This is a genomic window from Massilia sp. CCM 8734, assembly GCF_011682155.1.
Classification (GTDB): domain Bacteria; phylum Pseudomonadota; class Gammaproteobacteria; order Burkholderiales; family Burkholderiaceae_D; genus Telluria_A; species Telluria_A rubra.
Genome location: NZ_WHJI01000021.1, coordinates 84,179 through 104,158, shown reverse-complemented (window position 1 = coordinate 104,158; position 19,980 = coordinate 84,179). Strand labels below are relative to the sequence as shown.

Annotated in this window: 18 protein-coding genes; 11 read left to right on the top strand and 7 right to left on the bottom strand. The window is 59.7% G+C overall.

Going from position 1 to position 19,980, the window contains the following annotated elements; translation table 11 throughout:
- Nucleotides 1–3: 3 nt before the first annotated feature.
- The 5 genes from F2P46_RS19795 to F2P46_RS19775 all read right to left on the bottom strand — a co-directional run bounded on the left by F2P46_RS19795 (nt 4) and on the right by F2P46_RS19775 (nt 5,215).
- Nucleotides 4–549, bottom strand: coding sequence for a hypothetical protein (locus F2P46_RS19795; protein WP_166893313.1), 546 nt, complete (start codon nt 547–549; stop codon nt 4–6).
- A 66-nt stretch (nt 550–615) separates the two neighbouring features.
- Nucleotides 616–1,464 (bottom strand): class I SAM-dependent methyltransferase, encoded by an 849-nt coding sequence (locus F2P46_RS19790; protein ID WP_166893311.1) that lies wholly within the window; start codon nt 1,462–1,464, stop codon nt 616–618.
- 358 nt (nt 1,465–1,822) lie between these two features.
- Nucleotides 1,823–2,146: a hypothetical protein gene (locus F2P46_RS19785; protein WP_166893309.1), complete on the bottom strand. Its 324-nt coding sequence runs from the start codon at nt 2,144–2,146 to the stop codon at nt 1,823–1,825.
- Nucleotides 2,147–2,863: 717 nt separating this feature from the next.
- Entirely contained in the window at nt 2,864–4,141 is a 1,278-nt protein-coding gene (locus F2P46_RS19780) for a hypothetical protein (protein ID WP_166893307.1), read from the bottom strand.
- 267 nt (nt 4,142–4,408) lie between these two features.
- Nucleotides 4,409–5,215 (bottom strand): metallophosphoesterase, encoded by an 807-nt coding sequence (locus tag F2P46_RS19775; protein WP_166893305.1) that lies wholly within the window; start codon nt 5,213–5,215, stop codon nt 4,409–4,411.
- Between the two features lie 784 nt (nt 5,216–5,999).
- Between F2P46_RS19775 and F2P46_RS19770 the strand changes: the two genes are divergently transcribed.
- Together F2P46_RS19770 and F2P46_RS19765 are read left to right on the top strand one after the other, a co-directional pair.
- Complete coding sequence (locus F2P46_RS19770) at nt 6,000–8,729, top strand: TonB-dependent receptor (protein ID WP_166893303.1); 2,730 nt, start codon at nt 6,000–6,002, stop codon at nt 8,727–8,729.
- Nucleotides 8,730–8,837: 108 nt separating this feature from the next.
- A complete protein-coding gene (locus tag F2P46_RS19765; RefSeq protein ID WP_166893301.1) occupies nt 8,838–9,341 on the top strand; it encodes a hypothetical protein in 504 nt (167 codons plus the stop codon).
- A 35-nt stretch (nt 9,342–9,376) separates the two neighbouring features.
- Here the strand turns inward: F2P46_RS19765 and F2P46_RS19760 are convergent, their stop codons facing one another.
- Nucleotides 9,377–10,891: a YifB family Mg chelatase-like AAA ATPase gene (locus F2P46_RS19760; protein ID WP_166893299.1), complete on the bottom strand. Its 1,515-nt coding sequence runs from the start codon at nt 10,889–10,891 to the stop codon at nt 9,377–9,379.
- A 413-nt stretch (nt 10,892–11,304) separates the two neighbouring features.
- Between F2P46_RS19760 and F2P46_RS19755 the strand changes: the two genes are divergently transcribed.
- From F2P46_RS19755 to F2P46_RS19725, 9 genes are all read left to right on the top strand, one after another.
- Nucleotides 11,305–11,820 (top strand): SRPBCC family protein, encoded by a 516-nt coding sequence (locus F2P46_RS19755; RefSeq protein WP_166893297.1) that lies wholly within the window; start codon nt 11,305–11,307, stop codon nt 11,818–11,820.
- A gap of 156 nt (nt 11,821–11,976) precedes the next feature.
- Entirely contained in the window at nt 11,977–12,810 is an 834-nt protein-coding gene (locus F2P46_RS19750; protein ID WP_166893295.1) for a hypothetical protein, read from the top strand.
- A gap of 126 nt (nt 12,811–12,936) precedes the next feature.
- A complete protein-coding gene (locus F2P46_RS37775; RefSeq protein WP_229509359.1) occupies nt 12,937–14,274 on the top strand; it encodes a type VI secretion system tip protein TssI/VgrG in 1,338 nt (445 codons plus the stop codon).
- Nucleotides 14,271–15,131: a type VI secretion system Vgr family protein gene (locus F2P46_RS37770; protein ID WP_229509358.1), complete on the top strand. Its 861-nt coding sequence runs from the start codon at nt 14,271–14,273 to the stop codon at nt 15,129–15,131. The genes F2P46_RS37775 and F2P46_RS37770 overlap by 4 nt, the downstream gene beginning before the upstream one ends.
- 11 nt (nt 15,132–15,142) lie before the next feature.
- Complete coding sequence (locus F2P46_RS19740) at nt 15,143–16,516, top strand: DUF2169 domain-containing protein (protein ID WP_166893293.1); 1,374 nt, start codon at nt 15,143–15,145, stop codon at nt 16,514–16,516.
- A gap of 65 nt (nt 16,517–16,581) precedes the next feature.
- A complete protein-coding gene (locus F2P46_RS19735) occupies nt 16,582–16,935 on the top strand; it encodes a DUF4150 domain-containing protein (RefSeq protein WP_166893291.1) in 354 nt (117 codons plus the stop codon).
- A 90-nt stretch (nt 16,936–17,025) separates the two neighbouring features.
- Complete coding sequence (locus F2P46_RS19730) at nt 17,026–17,910, top strand: hypothetical protein (RefSeq protein WP_166893289.1); 885 nt, start codon at nt 17,026–17,028, stop codon at nt 17,908–17,910.
- On the top strand, nt 17,907–18,035 hold the full coding sequence (locus F2P46_RS38280; RefSeq protein ID WP_267875872.1) for a hypothetical protein: 129 nt from the start codon (nt 17,907–17,909) through the stop codon (nt 18,033–18,035). The genes F2P46_RS19730 and F2P46_RS38280 overlap by 4 nt, the downstream gene beginning before the upstream one ends.
- Before the next feature lie 7 nt (nt 18,036–18,042).
- Nucleotides 18,043–18,495 (top strand): hypothetical protein, encoded by a 453-nt coding sequence (locus tag F2P46_RS19725; protein ID WP_166893287.1) that lies wholly within the window; start codon nt 18,043–18,045, stop codon nt 18,493–18,495.
- A 158-nt stretch (nt 18,496–18,653) separates the two neighbouring features.
- Here F2P46_RS19725 and F2P46_RS19720 read toward each other — a convergent pair whose 3' ends face one another.
- Nucleotides 18,654–19,619 (bottom strand): TerC family protein, encoded by a 966-nt coding sequence (locus F2P46_RS19720; protein WP_166893285.1) that lies wholly within the window; start codon nt 19,617–19,619, stop codon nt 18,654–18,656.
- Nucleotides 19,620–19,980 lie beyond the last annotated feature (361 nt).

Here is a 19,980-nt window from a genome sequence, read left to right as displayed (position 1 = left end):
TTCTTATTGCAGCTTGAACGAGGACATGAACATCTCGACCTGTTCCTGCGAGATGTCCTTTTCCTTGCCCATCACGATGACCTGGTAAAAGCGCTTGTTGCGCGACTCGAAATGGCCGACCAGGCGCATCGGCACGCCTTTCTGCACGCCGCTCGCGTCGATGTCGATGGCGCTCGAACGCGCAGTGGCGCTGCCGGCGGCGGCCGAGGCCTTGCCCTGCTTTTCGCTGTTGATGGTGGCGCCGATATTGCGCACCAGCGCCGTCTTCATGGCCGCCACGGCCGCTTCGGCCTTGTCGGCGTCGGGCGCTTCGCCGCTGCCGACGGCGAACATGGTGCCATTGACCTGGGCCGCGGTCATGGTCATCTTGACCGTCATGCCGTTCAGGTCGACGTCGCGCGCGTGGGTGGCCGGTTTGTCGGGGAACATCACGCGGAAGGGCGCATCCTGGCTGCTGTAATCGCGCCAGTTGTATTGGGGGCTGCACGCGGCAAGGGCCACGCCGGCCAGCAGGGAGAGGATGAGAGGTTTGAAAGAAGAGATTCGCATTCGCCAATGTTAGCAGGAATGCGCAGCCTCTTGATCGCGATGATGGCCCCGGGTGATGGCGCTGGGTTATTGCGCCTTGCTGGTGCGCAGCAAGGCATACATATTGTCGCTGAACGGGGTGGTGTCGAGCGCGCTCATGCGCACCACGTCCAGGCCGGCGCGCGCGGCCATCGCGCGCAGCGTCTTGGGCGTGAAGTAGTTGACGTGGTCGGGCCAGCGAAAGCCGCTCCAGCGCGGGCCGCGGATCATCCGGTTGTAGCAGGCGAAGTTGGGCACCTTGACGATGATGGTGCCGTCCGCCTTGAGCCGCTTGCGGCAGTTTTCCAGCACTTCGAGCGGACTGGCTTCGTGTTCGAGGTAGGAGGCCATGACGATGATGTCGAAATAGTCTTCCTCGAAACGCAGTACGCCATCCTGGGCCGAGGCGTGCACGCAGCGTCCGCCCAGCGGGCGCAGCTTGTCGTCCGACAGGGTCGAGAGCGCGCGCGAAATTTCCACCCCGTGCGGCGCGACCCGGCCGCGCAGGGCCGGCGGCAGCGAGGTCATCAGGGTTTGCAGCAGCTCGCCCCAGCCGCAGCCGACGTCGAGCACGTTGATGCGCGCCGAGGGCGAGGCGGCGATCAACTGGTTCAGGATGCCCAGCACCTTGTTGCGCTTCAAGACCCTGGCGCGGAAGTGCTTGAGCATGGTGCTGAAGGCGTAGCGTATCGGCTCGGCTTGCTTACGCGCGGCCGATTCCTTGCTGAAGGTCACTTCGTAGGCGTAGGTTTCGCTCAGTTCTTCGTAGGCGGGCGGATTGGCCAGGAAGATGATGTCGGTCTCGGCGCATTGCTTGAGCACCCAGGGCGCCGGCGCATAGTCGAGATCGTGTTCGCGGCCCTGCACGGCCAGTAAAGGAGAAAAACGCTGAACCAAGATGGGTACCCCGACAAGGTTTGCTGGCCGCTGGCGGATGCTTGCGGGCACGGGGCTGCGCCCGGTCTGGCGCCGATGCCCGATGTGCATACTAACATCAGGAAATCTTCCGTGCATGCAATTTTGCAATCAGGTTTAACAACAGCTTGCACGCGAGGCGCGATGGCGCGGCGACCTGCCTGTCCGCTGGGCTTGAACGGTCGAGCCGGCGCCGCAATTGCGTGTTTGGGCAGACAAGCTTCCATCTTGACTGTGGCTTCGGTTCACGGATGATCAAGCATGTGGTGTGGGTCTGTTCCCTACTGTACGCAGGAACGCTGCCGATTACTGGCTGGTTGGGAGTGGCCCAGCCGCAAAGTTATTCAGAGCTGAAAAAACCGCAACTTTCGCACAAATGAAGTGTCGACCTGATATGTTGGCTCAATCGAAGTACAAGGAAGATCGATGGCGCGAGGCACAAAAGTACTCCAATAGCAATAAATCCAAGCGCCTGCAGAGCGGGAAGAATGAGAAGGTAGCCTGCCGCAATAAATCCAGAGACGCTTGCAGTGATGAGTATTTTTCCGTTTCGCAACAATTGATGTTGTAAGCGGGTGTTACCAGGTATATCGAAATGTCGCCATTTGCTAGCTCCGCATTGAGGACAAACCATTTCGGGAACTGGCATATAATCGATGTTCATCTGGCGTTCCTATATCTGAGTGCTGGTGAACAATTTGCGCACTGTAGATGGGTTATTTTTTTGCAGGGGACTTCGCCCCTTGAGGTTTTTTGTCTTCATACTGTGCTACTACAGCGATAATTGGAAGCACTATGCTCGGCATCTGGTAAACGGCGGATTTAGCGAACATATTATAGATGGTTCTGTTGCATTAGCGAACGTCAGCCGGACAATCATATAAGTTGCGGCACCCGAATCTAAGACGAATCGACATGCTCAACTTCAAAGGGATGCGATTTCCTCTCGATGTGATTCTGAATGGTCCGTCCAGTTTGAGGGCCATCGTGCCGCTCCAGGAAAATTCCGTCGTTCGTTCAACAATGCGACAGAAACCATGAAATAAGCAGTCGATTATCGTCGATAAGCAGTGTAAGCAAAACATGTCTGGCTTTGAAGATCGGCCCGCTACGGATGGGACCATTATTCCACGCGTCCCTACATCGATCAACATGCCGACTTCACTTCTTTACGTATCGGAATTTTTGCTTCATGTGCTTCCGAGAGCCATACATCCCCTTCATTCTCACTCTCCGACAATGAAAATCCGACGGTATTTTTCTGATTGATAAACTGTGACTTCTGTTCACGGGTGATCAAGCATGTGGTGTGGGTCTGTTCCCGGCTATACGCAGGAACGGTGCTGATCACCGGCTAGCTAGGAGTGGCGCAGCCGCAAAATTATTCTGAGCTGAAAAAACCACAACTTTCGCACAAATGAATTGTCGACCTGATATGACCGCCCAATCGCATTAAAAGAAAGATTGTTGGCGCGAGGCATAAGAGCATTCCAACGGCAATTAAAGCAAGCTCTTGCAGAGCGGGAAAAATGAAAAGGAAGCCTACCGCAATAAACACATAGACGGTTACATTGATGAGTCTCTCGCAGTTTTGCAACAATTCATGTTGTAAGCAGGTGTTAGCAGGTAGATCGAAATGTCGCCAATTGGTAGCTCCGCATTGGGGGCAAGCCAGCTCGGGTACTGGCAGAAAATCGATGTTCATCTCGCGTTCCTGTGTTTGGGTGTTTGCGGACAATTTGAGGTCTGTAGATGTGTTATTTTTTGAAGGGGACTTCGCCACTTGAGGCTTTTTCTCCTGATACTGTGCTACTACGGCGGCAATTGGAAGCACTAACGTTGGCGTCTGGTAAGCGACGGATTTAACGAACATATTATAGATTGGCAATGCCGCCCTTGGAATCATCGCATCTGCTCCATACTTGATGCCCAGTTCACCCAGGCTTGCATAGGTACCTTGGTTTTTTGAAACTATAGTCCGGTCCATGAATCGCAACCGCCCCAAGGTGTCATAAAACGCGTAGATCAAATGGCCGCCAATGTCCTTGCCAGCACGCATCAACCTTACTGAAATAAGGACTACACTTCCATCTCGCTTCAGCAAACCCTTCGCCAAAATTTCCTCAAGATTGCGAACTGATACCAAGTTTCCTATCCTCGCCCCCAGATTTTGCAGATTGTGCGCCATCGTTTCCAGAGCGACCCCGCCAAGCCGATCAATCGAGATACCCACAGCGGCCGCTAAGTCGGCAACATGTGCATAGAGTTTTCCGTTGGCATGATGCCCGGTTTGTGCCAATGCCTTGGTCGTACCCACCCAAGAGCAAATTCCTGCTCTTGGCGCAATGTCTTGGATGACCTTCGCTCTGTTTAGCAGTACTGCAGATTTCGCCATTTGTGTGGCTTTGCCGACCGGGAAGATAGCGATGAACCTCATCCCATCGGCAAAAAAGCCAGACACTCCACCCTTTTTAACGCCATCGCCCAAGCGTAAAATGTCCGACATTGATGCACAAAGTTTCATGAATGAGTGCGTTGTGGCGGCTGCAATCATTACACCGTGATTGTAATGTGAGTCTTCGACCAACTGATCCAATACTGAAGCGGCGCTTTTTCCTTGTTCATCAATCCAATCTGCAACACTCGTGAAAACCCACATTTTGCATCCAAAAGTTAATCTTATTGCAATAGTTATACTTCATTTTGCAGGTATGGGAATCCCAAATTTAGCATTCCGTGCGATTAAAGTTGCTGGTAGCGTTGGCTTCACTCATTTGCGAATCGCTATATCATCAGTGGCGTCGAAAAGCGCTTTGTCAGGTACGGGAACACGTTTTCGCGGTAGATGTTTTTTGACCGAGCGCGCATCTGGTCGAGTATGCCCGAGGAGGTCAGGCGTCCATGCTCGACGATGCCATGCGCTGCCTTATGTCTGGGAAACGCCGATGCCTTCGTCCAGCTCGACGATGAAGCCGGGATCGAAGCGGGCATTCTCGGTGCCGCCGGTGCGGGTCTTGTAGCCGCACGGGTTCGACACCACCCGGCATTTGCCGATCAGGTAGTCGACCGGATCGTGCATGTGGCCGTGTACCCAGAGGTCGGCCCGGCTGGCCAGCTCGTCCAGCCGCGAGGCATACGCGGCCGAAAAGCGCGACGTCGCGTACGCCTCCGGTACCGAGCGCATCGATGGCGCCATGTGGGTGATGACCACGGTCGGCCCGGCAAACGGCGCGGCCAGCCGGGTGCGCAGCCAGGATAGCTGGAGGGCGTGGAACATGGCGGTATCGGCTGCGCGCAGCTTGCGGTAGTTCATCCCGGCCAGGCGGATGCGCTTGTAATCGTTCATGACCGCCTCCGCTTCGCGCATGGCGGCCTGGCGGTCGTCGTCGCCGAACAGGCGGAAATCGGTCCACAGCGTGGCCCCCAGGAAGCGGACATTGCCAATGATTTTTTCGTCGCAGGACAGGAAGTGGACGTTGCCGGACTCGGCGCTGGCCGCTTTCAACTCGGCTTGCACGGTGTCGAGATTGTGGCCGTAGCCTTCGTGGTTGCCGTGCACGTACAGCACCGGCAAGCCGGCGAAGTTGTGCGCGGCCCAGGGCACGGCCCTGGCGCCGGTATCGATATCGCCGGCCAGGATGACCACATCGGGCCGGGACAGCGCCGGATCGATGCGCGGCGCTTCGGCCCGCCAGAGTTCGTGATGCAGGTCGGAAAGGATGAGCAGGCGCATGGGAACGGCGGGGAGGATGAAGTCAATCTTTCATACTAGCCTATTGGCGGCCCGGCAGGGGCCCGGCGTGGCCCGGCGGGGGGCATGCGCGCAACGCCTCGGTGAAGCGGGAAACGCTGCCGCCGGTCCCCGGCCGCACGCGTTTTTTCGGCAAACTGGCACTCCCGGCAAAGGCGTTTTAGAGCGCGCGTGCGCGGCGTTCATTTATCGGCGTACTAAGCCGCCGCGCCGCCCAATCCGTGCGCTTTACAGGCGCCGGAAATGGTGCCGGTGAATACCGCGCAGGGCCGTATTGTTACCCGAAAAGCATGTCCGTATTTACTTTCGGTTTAATCGGCGCGAATTAAGTGAATCTTAACGAACGCGCCTTTTACCGAAATCGTGGCCGGCCGGGGATCCTGCGAAAATCCTCCCGACGTCAAAAAATGTGTATAAATACGCATAAAAAGATGGTAACTGCATGCATATACCGTCAAATATGCATGATTGCCCGTTCTCAAGACTGCGTGAACGGCGCGAAAACCCGCAGGGTTGGGGCATCAATTGTTGTTTTCTAGATATATGTACAAGATCAATAATTGACAGGAAAGAGTTCGTAATGGTTATATATGCAATCGAAGATTTGAATTTCCGGCAAATCTCGCGAACGCGTCCGAGAGACGACTATAAATATAATTAATCGGTGGCCGTTTCGCCTCACGAGAGCGAAACGCGTTCATACACTTACAAAATGAGGAGCTTTGCAATGATGGTGGAGACAAGATTGTCGCGGTCGATTCGTGTGATGTTTATTGGTGGCGGTATCGCCCTGAGCATGCAGATGGCGAATGCGCAGAGCGCAGGCGACATGCAAAAAGTGGAAATTACCGGTTCGAGCATCAAGCGCGCCGAAGCGGAAACCATTTCGGTTGTGCAGACGCTCAGCCGCAAGGATATCGAGCAAACCGGCAAGACCTCGATTGCCGAAGTCGTACGCAGTATTTCCGCCGATAACAACGGTAGTATCAGCGGTTCGTTTACCAACGGCTTCGCCGGCAGCGCATCGGGCGTGTCCCTGCGCGGCCTGAGCGTGAGTTCGACCCTGGTGCTGATCAACGGCCGCCGCACCGCGCCGTACGGCTTCGGCGACGATGGCCAGCGCAGCTTCGTCGACTTGAATTCGATCCCGCTCGACGCGGTCGATCGCATCGACATCCTGAAAGACGGCGCCTCGGCCATTTATGGTTCCGACGCGATCGCCGGCGTGGTCAACGTGATCCTGCGCCAGAACTATGTTGGTAAAACCATTTCCGCCAGCACCGGCATCTCCGGCGAGCGCGACGGCAACGTGAACAGCATTTCCGGCGCGGTTGGCTTCGGCGACCTGCAGGCCGACAAATACAACGTCTTCTTGACGGTGGACGCCAAACAACAAAAACGCATTGACCAGAACAGCCGCGAAAAATGGCTGGGCCAGGCTGACGCGCGTCCATGGGGCGGCCGCGACCAGCGCAACGGCCACACCAGCGCCGGTAACGCCGGCGGCAGCAGCTTCCTCGGCACCTTGCGTCCGGTAAACGCCGCAGGCGCGCCGAACGGCCACGTCACCAACCTGCCAGGCAGCTGCGATCCGATCAATCTCGATCCGACCGGCGGCACCTTGCACGACAACACGCGTGGCGGTTGCTTGTGGGATCCGGTCGACTACGCGACCATCCAGCCAGAAACCAAAAACCTGAACGTGTTCGCCCGCGGCACGCTGGCGCTGGGTGAAACCACCCGCGCCTACGCCGAAGTCGGCGTGTTCAAGTCGGAAGCGAAAACCTACACCACCCCGTCCGGCCTGACCGGCGCCGGCTTCGATCTGGTCAACGCCCGCGTCAACAACACCGGCTCCGGCCCCGACCAGCTGCTGATGCCGGCCAACCACCCGGACAACATCCTCGGCGTGGCGGCACGGCCGCGCTGGGTAGACGCATCGCGTCCACGCGCATCCGACATGGAATCGACGGTCACCCGCATCCTTGCCGGCGTGAAGGGCAACTTCGCCGACTGGGATTACGACACCGGCGTGCTGTACGCGGAAAGCAAGACCGACAAGACGCAAAACGGCTACTACCGCACCAGCGCGATGCGCACGGCGCTGAACAACGGTACCTTCCGTATCGGCAAGGGCGTCATCAACAACGCCGATGTGCTGGCCCTGATATCGCCAACCTTGTACAACTCGGGTATCACGAAAAGCACCTCGTTCGACTTCAAGGCATCGCGTGAACTGATGGAATTGCCTGGTGGTAAGATGGGCATCGCCGTCGGCGCCGAGTACCGCAAGGAAAAAACCGACAGCCAGGCGACGCCTTTCACCGACACCAACGATATCGCCGGCCTGGGTTATTCGGCATCGAAGGGTTCGCGCGACGTGACCGCGCTGTACACCGAGCTGGCCGTGCCGATCCTGAAAACGGTGGAACTGCAATTCGCGCTGCGTTCGGATGATTACTCCGATTATGGCCGCTCGACGACGCCGAAAGTGGGCTTCAAGTTCACCCCGAACTCGACCCTGGCATTCCGCGGTACGTATGCTGAAGGCTTCCGCGCACCGAGCGCCGCCGAAAACGGCGACAGCGCGGTGGCGGCCTTCACCAGCATTGCCAACGATCCGATCCGTTGCCCGGTCACCAAGCTGGCAGCGGACTGCTCGGCCCAATCGGTTGGCGCGATCACCGTCGGTAACAAGAACATCAAGCCGGAAGAGTCGAAGAGCTACAGCCTGGGCATGGTGATCGAGCCGATCAAGAACGTGAACCTGTCGGTGGACTTGTGGCAGATCGTGCGTACGGGTGAAATCAGTGGTTCCGATCCTGGCGCCGTGGTCGAGAACCCAGCGGGCTACCCGGATGCTGAAATCGTACGCGGCGAAGCGACCACCAACTTCCCGAACCTGCCTGGCCAGATCCTGATGGTCAAGGCACCGTATCTGAACGCCGGTGAAACCAAGACGTCGGGCGTCGACCTCGATCTGCGCGGCCGCCTCAACCTGGGCAACAACGGCAAGCTCAATTCCGGCGTCACCGTGACCTACATGAAAGAATTCACCCGTACCGATGCCGCCGGCACCGTCTACGAATTCGCAGGTACCCACGGCGACGTCAACCTGTCGGGCAACGGCGGCACGCCGAAGACCAAGGTCCGCTTCGTGTTGGGTTGGGAAAATGGTCCGTTCCAGATCACCGGCAACGTCAACTACGTCAGCAGCATCAGCAACACCAACCAGGTCGGCGGCGAGTGCCTCGATTCCGATGAAGCTGGCGTCGCGCTGCTGAACTGCCGTATCGCCTCGTTCACCACGCTCGACACCTTCGGCAAATGGGCGTTCTCGAAAAACTTCGAGATCACCGCGTCGGTCAGCAACCTGCTGAACAAAAAAGCACCGCTGGACGTGCAGACCTACGGCCGCATCAACTACAACCCGTCGCTGCACCAGACGGGCGCGGTTGGCCGTTACTTCACCCTGGCAGGACGTTACACGTTCTAATTGCTGGTTAGCAGCACCGCAGCCGGAGCGGCTGCCGTCCACCCTGCGGGGCGAGGCGGCGGTTGATCCGGCTGTTTTTTCGTCTGGACAAAGCGATAGGAGCGCCGCATGGCTGTCTGGCAGTTTGGATTGATCGTGATGCCGGTTGCTGGCATTGTCAGAATACACGGGCAGATGATCGACGTGCTACCCGGAGATGCCGATAATGCGTTTGAGATATCGTTCGATCAGGCCGAGCTTGTTCCGAACTATTGGGAAGGTATCGACAACACGCAGCTACAGATGCTGGCCAACAGCCTGCTGCCGCGCGCACCGTCGTGGAGCGACGCGGCGACCATGTATGGCGACGAGAAAACCGACCATATCCAGATATGGGACGACAGCGTGCATGTCCGGCTCGATTGCCGCAACGTCAACGCGGCGCTGCTCGCTGCCGTTGTCGCCGCAGCCCGCGACGCGCACTGCTGCATCGTCCTGTGCGAGGGCGGGCGCATTCTGTCCCCGGTGCTGGAATGCGTGAGCGATGCGCTGCAGGCATCGGCGGCATCGAGGTTTGTCCTGAATCCGAGACAATTCCTGGCATCCGCCGACCGGCTTGCGCAGCGAGGATAGCCGGGCGGACTGCGCATTTTATCGCCGCCCGACCCTCACGGCTCGCGCAGCCCGCGCCGCAGCTGGATCGCCTCGGAAACATGCTCGGCCAGGATCACCGGCGCATCGGCCAGGTCGGCGATGGTACGCGCCACCTTCAGCACGCGGTGATACACGCGCGCCGACCAGTTCAGATGCAGCATGGCCTGGCGCAGCACCGCCTCGCCGGCCTTGTCCGGCCGGCAGTGCCTTTCCACTTCTCCTGTGATCAAGCCCTGGTTTTGCTTGCCCTGGCGCGCCAGCTGGCGCTGGTGGGCCAGCGCCACGCGCGCGGCGATGGCGCTGCTCGGTTCACCGTCGGCGTCGGCCAGCAGGGTATCGGGCTGCAGCGCCGCCACTTCGATCTGGATATCGATGCGGTCGAGCAGCGGCCCCGAGATGCGGCCCTGGTAGCGCAGCACCGCGTCGCTGGTGCAATCGCACTTGCCCGACGGATGGCCCAGAAAGCCGCAAGGGCAGGGGTTCATCGCCGCGATCAATTGAAAGCGCGCCGGGAAGTCCGACTGGCGCGCCGCGCGCGAGATCGTCACCCGGCCCGATTCCATCGGCTGGCGCAGCACTTCCAGCACGCGCCGGTCGAATTCGGGCAGTTCGTCGAGAAACAGCACACCGCAATGGGCGAGCGAAATTTCGCCGGGACGCGGCACCGCGCCGCCGCCCACAAGGGCCACGCCGGAGGTGGTGTGATGCGGGCTGCGAAACGGCCGCACCTTCCAGTTGCTTGCCGAAAAGCCGCCAGTGAGCGACTGCACCGCCGCCGATTCGAGCGCCTCCTGGTCGCTCATGCCCGGCAGCAGGCCGGGAAAGCGCGACGCCAGCATGGTTTTGCCGGCGCCGGGCGGCCCCACCATCAGCACGCTGTGCGCGCCGGCCGCCGCCACTTCCAGCGCGCGCTTGCTCGTATGCTGGCCTTTGACGTCGCAAAAATCCGGATAGTCGGGCAGGCGCGCGAGCGCGCGCGGCTGGTGGCGGCCCAGGCGGCAGGCGTCATCGCTGGCGGCAAAGTGGGCGCACACCTGGAGCAGGGTGGCGGCCGGGTAGATGACGGCGTCGGCCACCAGCGCCGCTTCGTCGGCATTCGCTTGCGGCAGGATGAAGCCACGATGCGCACCGGCTTCGCGCTGCATGGCGAAGGTGATCGCCAGCGCTCCGCGGATCGGGCGCAGCTCGCCCGATAGCGACAGCTCTCCGGCGAACTCGTAGCGTTCCAGGCCGCGCGAGGGAATCTGGCCGGAGGCGGCCAGGATGCCGATCGCAATCGGCAAGTCGAAGCGGCCGGACTCCTTGGGCAGGTCGGCCGGGGCCAGGTTGACGGTGATGCGGCGCGCGGGGATCTGGAAGCCGGCGTTTTGCAGCGCGGCCTGCACCCGGTCTTTCGATTCGCGCACTTCGGCGTCCGGCAAGCCGACGATGGTGAATTTCGGCAAGCCGTTAGCCAGATGCACTTCGACGCTGACGGCGCGCGCTTCCATGCCGGCCAGGGCGCGGCTGCGTAACACGGCGAGGCTCATGGGAATTCCTGATGAGTGCTTGGAATTGCCGATGGTGCGGCCTGCCCGGCCTTGCCCGCTTGATGCGAGCCAAAGGTGTGCGCGAGGATTGCCCGCAATGCGGCCAGTCCGGTGAGGACCAGGGCGCGTCAAGTCACCGCTGATGGCGCTCAAGAGTAATCAATGGCGCAAAGCAATGGCGACTACAATAGCCGGCGGTTCAGCATCACCGGGCACGATAAACTAAGACTTTGGCCCATTGGACATGACATTGTGGAGAGCGCGCAAATAGATGTTTTTTACTTTGATGGCAGACGAGGGCGCCGGTGCCACCCGCTACGCTTACATGGTGCTCAAGCACCACGCCAGCTGTGCCGCCGTCGGCCGCCGGCCTTGCACTTATCTGCGGCTGCAGGCGCATAGGGTGGTGCGCCATGGCGCATGAGCGCATCGTCTTCCCCATGCCGGCCTCGTGCGAGGTGGTGTTCGACGTGTTTCACTATCATCAATGGCGGGCGCGCTGGGACAGCCTGGTCTCGCACACCGAGGTCGACGGCGGCGCGCCTTGCCCGTCGGTCGGCGCGGTCAGCGCCAGCACCGGCGGCGGACTGCTGCGTGCGTTATCGATGCGTACCGAATTCATCAGTTACCAGCGCCCGCGCCTTGCGGCGGCGCGCATGGTCGGCACGTCCTTTCCCTTTTCCAAGTGGGCGGCCTCGATGAAGCACGAGAGCGCCCCCGGCGGCGGCTCGCTGCTGATCTACACCTACAACATCGAAGCCGGTCCGCGCGTGCTGCGCTGGCTGGTCGAACCGGTGGTGCACCTTGTGTTCCGCCGCCAGACGGTCAAGCGGTTTGCGCGCATGCATGCTTTCCTGTCCGCGCACGCCGGCGAGGTGGAAGCGTGGCAGCGCGACTTTCACGGCGCTGGCGCCATCGATACGCAGTAACGGTGGCGACGCAGGTGTCGCTGTTCCACGCGTTGCATTTCCACATCGCCAAGCCCAGTCGGGGCGCCAGGTATATAAATTGCGTTGAATAAATGTTATTATCTTTTGCTTAACGATGCGCGCACCGCCCGTCGCCGTTCCGCAAAAGGTTCCTGCATGACCATTCCCGCTCCCGAAACACTTTCTCCGGCCGACAAACAGCAGTTGCTGTTGAAAACATTTCCAGTCCGGGCCAGGAAGGTCAACCATAGCGGCGTGCGCGGCAAGTACTTCTGGAAAGCAGTCTCGAGCCTGTTTGGCGTGGCCTTAGCCGCCTTCTTCATCTGGTTCTGGCTGCCTGACATCGTCAGGGACGCACGGCTCGCATGGTTCGATTCGGTCGTCGTCGAGTCGGAGGCTGATCTGACCGGCTCCTGCAAGATCTCGAAGATGGTGTTTATCAGTTGCGATGCAAAAATATCCTATCGACCCGACCCGGCACGCGAGGCCGTTTTAACGGTGGAGCAACATACCTCGTTCTTCGGTTTCAGCCACGGCACCAAGGTGGATGTCTTGCGCAGCACCACGCATCCCGAGCGCATCACCACCTCGATCGCAACCGAGCATCTGGGTAACCGGATCATTTCCTTCCTGCTGCTGGCGGGACTGCTTGTCTTGTTTGAGTACGCGGTCTGCAGCGAGGCCTGGAAGGAGTTCCGCCATAGCCGCCTGCAAGGACGGGAAGTCGTGCTGCGGCCGGTGCTGGCCCGTGTCTACGAATGCGATGAGGATCGCAACGTCAAATTCTCGGCCGATATCGATGGCGTCGAGCGGCATGGCGTGAATGTGTTGCGCTACGGCGACGCTCCCTTGTTCCTGCCGTGGAGCCAGAACGTGGCCATCGCCCTGCTGGCCAGCGGGACCCGCTACATGATCCTGCTTGATGAGGAGATGACAGTGGCCGACTTCACCGATAGCGAGAAAGCGCTGTTGAAGACGCTGTTGAGCTGAATCAAGTGACCGCAGCGGCAGGGCGCGCGCTCCCGCACCTGCAAACCTGACTGTTGATCCCGCGTATGTCGGCTCTTGACGAGCTCAACGAAAATAGTTGATCGTCAACCGACAAAAGGAATCGTCATGGGCGAAGCGCGCCAGACGTTGCAAGGGCTTCTTCACGACCGCCAGCACCACCGCATCCTGCGGCTCTCGTTTCCGAACGGCGACAGTCCCGGCAGCGAATTGCTCGTCAACAGCATCGATGCCGTGGAGTGCCTGTCGCGCCCGTTCACGTTCACGGTGGAACTGCTTTCCGACGATACCGGCATTCCCCTGAAAGACCTGCAAGGCAAAATGATGTGCGTGCAACTGGTCAGGGGCGACGGCAGCATGCGCTACTTCACCGGACGCGTGTTCAGCTTCGGCCTCAAGACCGTCGACGGCGGCCTGTCCTTCTACGAAGCCAGGCTGGGACCCTGGTACAGCTACTTGGGTATGCGCAAGGACAATTACCTGTTCCATCACCAGACCCTGTACCAGCAAACCGCCAGCATCTTTGGCGATTACGGCGCCTTGGCCGAGTGGGAGTGGCGCGTGCGGGGCGCGGCCGGTGTCATGACGGATGCGTGCCAGTTCGATGAATCCGACCGCAATTATCTCGAGCGGCGCTGGGTCAATGCCGGCATTCTGTACTGGTTCGAACACACGCCACAAGGACACACGCTGGTCCTGTCGGACGATTCGACCAGCGCGCAAGCGATCGATGGACATCCAGAGGTGCCGTTCCAGCGCCACGCCGGCGCGGTGGAGGAAGACGGCATCGGCGAGTGGTCGCCCGCGCGCACGATCATGCAAAGTACAGTCGTACTTGCCTCGTACGACTTCAAGGCGCCACGGCCGGCGAGCACCTCCTTGCCGACCGTGCAGCAGCAAGGCGATGTGCCCAATATCGAATCGTACGAATATACCGGGGCGTTCGGCTTCAAGGGCAGCGGCGATGCGCGCAAGCTGGCCCAGTTGCGGATGGAAGCGATGGAAGCGGCCGGCAAGCAGTTCGATGGCAGCGGCAACAACCGCTACCTGCAACCGGGCCGCTGGTTCCGCCTGAGCGGCCATTTCGACACCGACCCGCGTGGCGGCGATGAGCAGGCGCGGGAATTCCTGGTCACCGAAGTACACCACAGCGCGAGCAATAATTACCACGTCAAGAAGAGCGCACCATCGCATTACGCCAATCGTCTGACGGCGATCCGCAAAATCATTCCATGGCGGGCGCCACGCGGCGAATATTGTGTCGAGACAAAAATTCATGGAATCCAGACCGCGACGGTGGTCGGTCCCGCGAAGGAAGAAATCCATACCGATCAATACGGCCGCGTACGCGTGCAGTTTCATTGGGACCGGGTCGGCCAGAACGACCAGAAGAGCTCTGCCTGGATCCGCGTCGCAACCCCATGGCCGGATCGCATTTCGGCATGACATCCATTCCGCGCATCGGCACCGAAGTGATCGTGCAATTTTTGGATGGCAATCCCGATCGCCCGATTATCACGGGCATGGTGCCAAACGCGGACACGATGCCGCCGTGGACTCTGCCGGACAACAAGACCCAGAGCGGGGTGCTGACGCGTTCGACGCCAGACGGTAGCTACGAGCACGCCAACGCGCTGCGCTTCGAAGACAAGAAAGACCATGAGCAACTGTGGATCCATGCCGAGAAGGATCAACTGACCGAAGTCGAGCACGACGAGGACAAATGGGTCGGCAACGACCGCCGCAAGACCATCGACCGCGACGAGACCAGTCACATCAAGCGCGACCGCAGCGAAACGGTGGACCGCGACGAGTCGGTCACGGTGCACAACAACCGCACCGAGCGGGTCGACCATGACGAGACGATTGGCATCGGCGACAACCGCACGGAAACCGTGGGCAAGAACGAACAGATCGGCATCGGCGGTAACCGCGTCAAGACTGTCGGAAAAAACCGGAAAGACCGCATCGGCAAGAACTGGTCGGTCAACGTGGCGCGGATGAAGACCGAAACCATCGGCATGGCGTACATGCAAAACGTGGGGCTTGGACGGATGGAAAACGTGGGCTTGGGTTACAGCCTGAACGTGGGCATGGTCATGGCCACTGTCGTCGGCGTGAACCAGACGACCAAGGTGGGCAAGTCGATTGCCATCAGCGCCGGAGATGAATTGTCGATCACGGTCGGCAAGGCCAGTTTCGTCATGAAGGCCGACGGGACGGTGTTGATCAACGGTTCGCAATTCGTTTTCGAAGCGACAGGGCCGGTGCAGATTTCCGGCGAAGACGTCGACATTAACTAGGCGCCGCCATCATGGAATTTGTTAACGAGACGCCGTTCCCGGCGATCGCGTTCGACTCGGTCGACCAGCGCGATATGTTGTTCCACACGGTTGTCATCCGCATCACCTTCGTTATCGCCAGTGACGGCACGCTGGCGTTCGCGGACGAGCAAACGCCGTTGGTGGCGACCGACGCGTACTTTGGCGAGATCAATCGCTCCAGCGTGCGCCAGGAATCGGACTTTGCGCCTTTCAAGCCGCATACCGACATCATCGTCATCGCCAATGGGTTTGCGCCGCGCATGCGGCCTTGCGCCACGTTCAATGTTGGCCTGATGGTGACCGATGTGCCGCAACAACCGGAGTATCCGCCAAAACCGTACGGCCTCAATCCCGCCCAGAGTGCATCACCCGCTGCGCTCGACCAGTGGCGCGATGCCTGCGCGCGTGCGCAGGCACAGGCCCGCTTGCCGCGCCGTATTCTGGAAAAGCGCTTGATCGTCACGGGGCCGCGCGAATGGCGAAAACGCCATTGGCTGACGCGTCTTCTGCGCGGATTTACAGTGCCGGCCTGGAAACTGACTGCACCCGCGCCGGTCGTGGAGGTGCCGCTGCGCTATGAATACGCGTATGGCGGCGAGCGCAAAATTCTGGTGAGCGCGCGCGAGGCCAGGCGGGTGCCGAAACGGTCCAGGCTAACGGGCCGTTCTCCGCAACCGCCATCGGCGTTGTCGGCAAATGACGACGTGCCGGCTATCGCTCACGAGGTTTTTCCGGACAATCCGATCGGTTGCGGATATGCCCCGGCATGGTTTTTGAAAGCGGCAAAGCCGCATCGCATCGCAGCGCCACAAATCGAAGCGCCGCACCAGCGGATTAAACGTTTCGGGGCGCTTTACGCGCCTCAAGGCTCGGGCGTGATTGGCCGGGCGTGGGCGGGACGGTTGCCGTTCGCCGGCACCTACGACCAGCAATGGCTGGACGAGCGTCATCCCAATCTTCCGCACGACTTCGATTTCCGCTATTGGAACAGCGTGGCGCCGGACCAGCAGGTAACGCCCTATCTGGATGGTGACGAAACGATCTCGCTCACCAATCTGTGTACGCCCGCCACACCCGGCGCGACAACAGGCGCCGGCGGCGATACCGAACTGACTTTCACGCTGCCCGGGCATCTGCCGTTCGTGCTGGCGCGGTTCGAGAGCGGGGTGCTGGGCGAACTGCCGGCGCGGCTGGACACCGTCGTGATTGACGCCAGTCCCGATCATTCCAGGCCCGACAAACCGGCCACCCTCGTCTGCGTGTGGCGCGCCACCATGGCGGTCGAACCGGCGGTACGCGTACTGGAAGCCCGCATGATCGCCAGGGACGACCTGGCGTCGATGCGCGAGGCGCAGCGGCCGTAGCGCCGGCCTTCGTGGCAATCCCTTTTCCATCGTGACGTATCAGGACAACCCGACCAGGAGTTCCCATGCCACTCGGTGCACGCAAGGACAGTTCATTCATGGTGATCGGGCTCGCTCCCGATATTTGCAAAACGCCGATGGGGCCGAACATGGTGCCGGTTCCCTATCCCATCGTTGGCGATCTTGAAAACAGCATCGAGGTGGCGCGGCACGTCAGGTTCAATGGCGATCCGGTTTTTCTGCTCAGCGACAGCATCGTCACCACCGTGACGGGCAATGAAGCGGGCGTCGGCGGCGGCATGAAGTCCGGCGTCAACAAAGGGCGCGTGCGGGCGACCAGCAGTTCAAAAAGCGTGCGTGTCGAGAAAAAGCTGGTCGTGCGCCACGGCGATCTGTGCGAAATGAACCTGGCCAGGTGACATGGGCGCGTTCATTCACCCAAGCCGCAACGCGGACGAGCGGCCCTCCGGCCAAGGTCGCGCCGTGTTTCCCGGAAAAACGGGGGCCATATGACCGTCGCAGGCAAATTTGTCGCAAAAGTCCCGCCATCGACCACCAAGGTGGACGCGAGCGGCAAGGGCGCGAATCCCCCCATTGGCCCCGCAACCGCAAAGGAAACGTCCGCGTGGAATGCCGTCAGTCCGTGGGTTCACGGCGGGTTAGGACTGGCCAGCTTCGTTCCTGGTTTGTCATTGATAACGGGCGGCCTCGATGCAGCGCTTTACCTGGCCGAAGGAAACCCGGTCGAGGCGGGCATCGCTGCGGTCAGCATGATCCCGGGTGGGAAGGTGGTCACCACAGCGGGCCGGGTTGTCAAAGGGGCCGTTGAAATCGCACAAGACGCCAAGGCCATCGGCACCGCCGCGAAGGCCGCCAGGGCGGCTGACGAGGCGGCGAAGCTGGCCGCAGCTGCCAAGGCGGCCAAGGCAGCGGAAGACGCCGCGCAGGCGGTCAAGGCTGCGCAGGCGGCCCAGGAGGCAAAGGCAGCGGCGCAGGCGGTGGAAGCGGCTAAAATCGGCAAACAGGCGGCAGCTCCCAAAGCGGCCGCGTCGCAGGCAAAAAAGCTGGCGGCGGCAAGAACCCGAAGAAGGATACGACGGTCAAAAAGAGGAAGCCTGGTCCGTGCGATCACCTGCTTCAAGGTAGCGGCAAGGGGCCGTACAGGGGAGGCGCGCATAGCAAAACCACGCAGCCGACCGGCGACAAAAAAGATTCACATCATATGCCAGCGGACAAGGTTAGTCCTTTGGAAAGGAAGATGGGGCCGGCGATTCAAATGGAAATTGATGATCATGGGGCAACTCAAAGCAACGGTAACGCGGGCGCTGAAGGTGAAGCGTACCGTGAAAGAATCAGGGAATTGCTCAAGCGTGGCGAATGGCGGAAAGCCATGAGAATTGAGATTGATGACGTGCGTCGAGTGGCACGCGAAGCTGGCGATCCGAAGAGGTATAACGAGGCGATGCATGAGATGCTTGAGTATTTCAAGTGTCTGGAAAAGAACGGTTTACTCAAATGAGGATTGTATGAGCTCAAACTACGAAATCAAATCCTATATTGGCGTGGGAGATCTACTTTTCGGTATGAGGCCCGACGAGGTCATCCAGCATGCCGGTGTTCCGAGTGTGGTAAGAACAAATATGCTGGGAGAAAGGCACGAAAGAAGGTTTGGAACTGGCATAGGATTAACTTATGGCAAGCTGAACAACGGACTGGTCGAGTTGGGATTTTCCAGGCAACTGACTGAACTGACATTCCAAGGCCGCCCGCTTTTTCTTGAGCCCAGCAAGAAAATTTTCAAGATGATGATCGAACTCGATGGCGCGCCTTACGAACATGTAGGCTTTATCGTTCTCTTTAACCTGGGTATCACGATGACCGGCTTTCACGACGACGATGAAGAGGACAAGGCGGTGACGGTATTCGCCAGAGGTCGATGGGACGAAACGCTGAAGAAGATGAACCGCTTCGAATTCTGATGGCCTTTTGCAAAAATTTGCAAATTCCTGCTGTCAGAGACTGAGGTGAGCGGGCATGTTGATTTGACGACCAAGGTTGGCACGCACGTTCGCCTCAGGAATGATGCGGGCGTGTAAAAAGAGGCCCGGCGCACCGGACCTCCTTTCCTTCTTCGTGCTTACTTCTTGTCATCCTTGCGGGTGATAAACAGGCTGGCCACGCAGCTTGCCGCAATCAGCACCGCCACCACTGCCAGCGAGGCTTGTACCGGCACGTGATACCACGGCATGATCAGCATTTTCGCGCCGATAAAGGTCAGCACCATGGCCAGGCCATACTTGAGCAAGTGGAAGCGGTCGGCCACGTCCACCAGCAGGAAGTACAGCGCCCGTAAGCCCAAAATAGCGAACATGTTCGACGTGAACACGATGAAGGGATCGGTCGTAATGGCGAAAATCGCCGGAATCGAGTCGACCGCAAACACCAGGTCCGTCACTTCGATCAACAGCAGCACCAGGAACAGCGGCGTCACATAGCGCAATCCATCTTTACTGATGAAAAACCGCTCGCCGTGCTCGTCTTCGGCCACACGCAAGTGCCGGCGCGCAAAGCGCAGGATCGGGTTATTCGCCACATCCGGTTCCTCGTCGACCGCCACCAGCATGCGCAGGCCGGTAAAGAGCAGGAACGCACCGAACAGGTACAGCACCCAGCTGAACTCGCTGACCACCCACGCACCCGCGGAGATCATCACGGCGCGCATGACAATCGCACCGAGCACGCCGTAGATCAACACGCGCCGCTGATATTGCTGGGGTACCTGGAAGGCGGTGAAGATCAGCAGGAACACAAATACGTTATCGACCGACAGCGCTTTCTCGATCAGGTAACCCGAGAAAAACTCGAGCGCTTTCTGGTCCGCGATCTCCGCGCCCACCGTGCCCTTCAGGTACCACCACAGGCCGCCGTTGAACAACAAGGCCAGGCTGACCCACACCAGCGACCAGGCGCCGGCCTCCTTGACGCTGACCTTGTGCGCCTTGTTGCCCCCGAATACGAACAGGTCGAGGGCCAGCATAACCAGCACGAAGCCGACAAACCCTGCCCACATGGGGGCGCTTGCAATTGTTTCTAAACCGTTCATTGGATGCTCTCCATCGTCGTTAGTCGCTTAGCCTGCCGCGTCGTTACCACGGCCCGGCGTAGCCGGCACAGCCTATCGTGGCCCGGCCTATCGTGGCCCGGCCCATCGTGGCCCGGCCCAATGCCATCGACAGCCGCTGCTCGGTGTATGAGCGTAATGCCTCGGTGAGTACGAATCCGTTTGCCTGGATAGTGACACGCATGATTTCCTCCTGTTGGGTCAACAGGTTCACTATATGTCGCACAAAAGCATCGTACAACTCGAATATAACGTCATGAAAGGTCGGATAATTCGATGTATTGCAAGCGAATATGTGGTCAAGGCGGCCGGCCCGGTCCGGGGCCGGAAGCAAGCTAAATCG

Excerpts from the sequence above, each read along its gene's own strand:
- F2P46_RS19795 (WP_166893313.1), bottom strand. The coding sequence starts at position 549 with ATGCGAATCTCTTCTTTCAAACCTCTCATCCTCTCCCTGCTGGCCGGC.
- F2P46_RS19785 (WP_166893309.1), bottom strand. The coding sequence starts at position 2,146 with ATGAACATCGATTATATGCCAGTTCCCGAAATGGTTTGTCCTCAATGC.
- F2P46_RS19780 (WP_166893307.1), bottom strand. The coding sequence starts at position 4,141 with ATGTGGGTTTTCACGAGTGTTGCAGATTGGATTGATGAACAAGGAAAA.
- F2P46_RS19775 (WP_166893305.1), bottom strand. The coding sequence starts at position 5,215 with ATGCGCCTGCTCATCCTTTCCGACCTGCATCACGAACTCTGGCGGGCC.
- F2P46_RS19770 (WP_166893303.1), top strand. The coding sequence starts at position 6,000 with ATGTTTATTGGTGGCGGTATCGCCCTGAGCATGCAGATGGCGAATGCG.
- F2P46_RS19765 (WP_166893301.1), top strand. The coding sequence starts at position 8,838 with ATGGCTGTCTGGCAGTTTGGATTGATCGTGATGCCGGTTGCTGGCATT.
- F2P46_RS19760 (WP_166893299.1), bottom strand. The coding sequence starts at position 10,891 with ATGAGCCTCGCCGTGTTACGCAGCCGCGCCCTGGCCGGCATGGAAGCG.
- F2P46_RS19755 (WP_166893297.1), top strand. The coding sequence starts at position 11,305 with ATGGCGCATGAGCGCATCGTCTTCCCCATGCCGGCCTCGTGCGAGGTG.
- F2P46_RS19750 (WP_166893295.1), top strand. The coding sequence starts at position 11,977 with ATGACCATTCCCGCTCCCGAAACACTTTCTCCGGCCGACAAACAGCAG.
- F2P46_RS37775 (WP_229509359.1), top strand. The coding sequence starts at position 12,937 with ATGGGCGAAGCGCGCCAGACGTTGCAAGGGCTTCTTCACGACCGCCAG.
- F2P46_RS37770 (WP_229509358.1), top strand. The coding sequence starts at position 14,271 with ATGACATCCATTCCGCGCATCGGCACCGAAGTGATCGTGCAATTTTTG.
- F2P46_RS19740 (WP_166893293.1), top strand. The coding sequence starts at position 15,143 with ATGGAATTTGTTAACGAGACGCCGTTCCCGGCGATCGCGTTCGACTCG.
- F2P46_RS19735 (WP_166893291.1), top strand. The coding sequence starts at position 16,582 with ATGCCACTCGGTGCACGCAAGGACAGTTCATTCATGGTGATCGGGCTC.
- F2P46_RS19730 (WP_166893289.1), top strand. The coding sequence starts at position 17,026 with ATGACCGTCGCAGGCAAATTTGTCGCAAAAGTCCCGCCATCGACCACC.
- F2P46_RS38280 (WP_267875872.1), top strand. The coding sequence starts at position 17,907 with ATGAGAATTGAGATTGATGACGTGCGTCGAGTGGCACGCGAAGCTGGC.
- F2P46_RS19725 (WP_166893287.1), top strand. The coding sequence starts at position 18,043 with ATGAGCTCAAACTACGAAATCAAATCCTATATTGGCGTGGGAGATCTA.
- F2P46_RS19720 (WP_166893285.1), bottom strand. The coding sequence starts at position 19,619 with ATGAACGGTTTAGAAACAATTGCAAGCGCCCCCATGTGGGCAGGGTTT.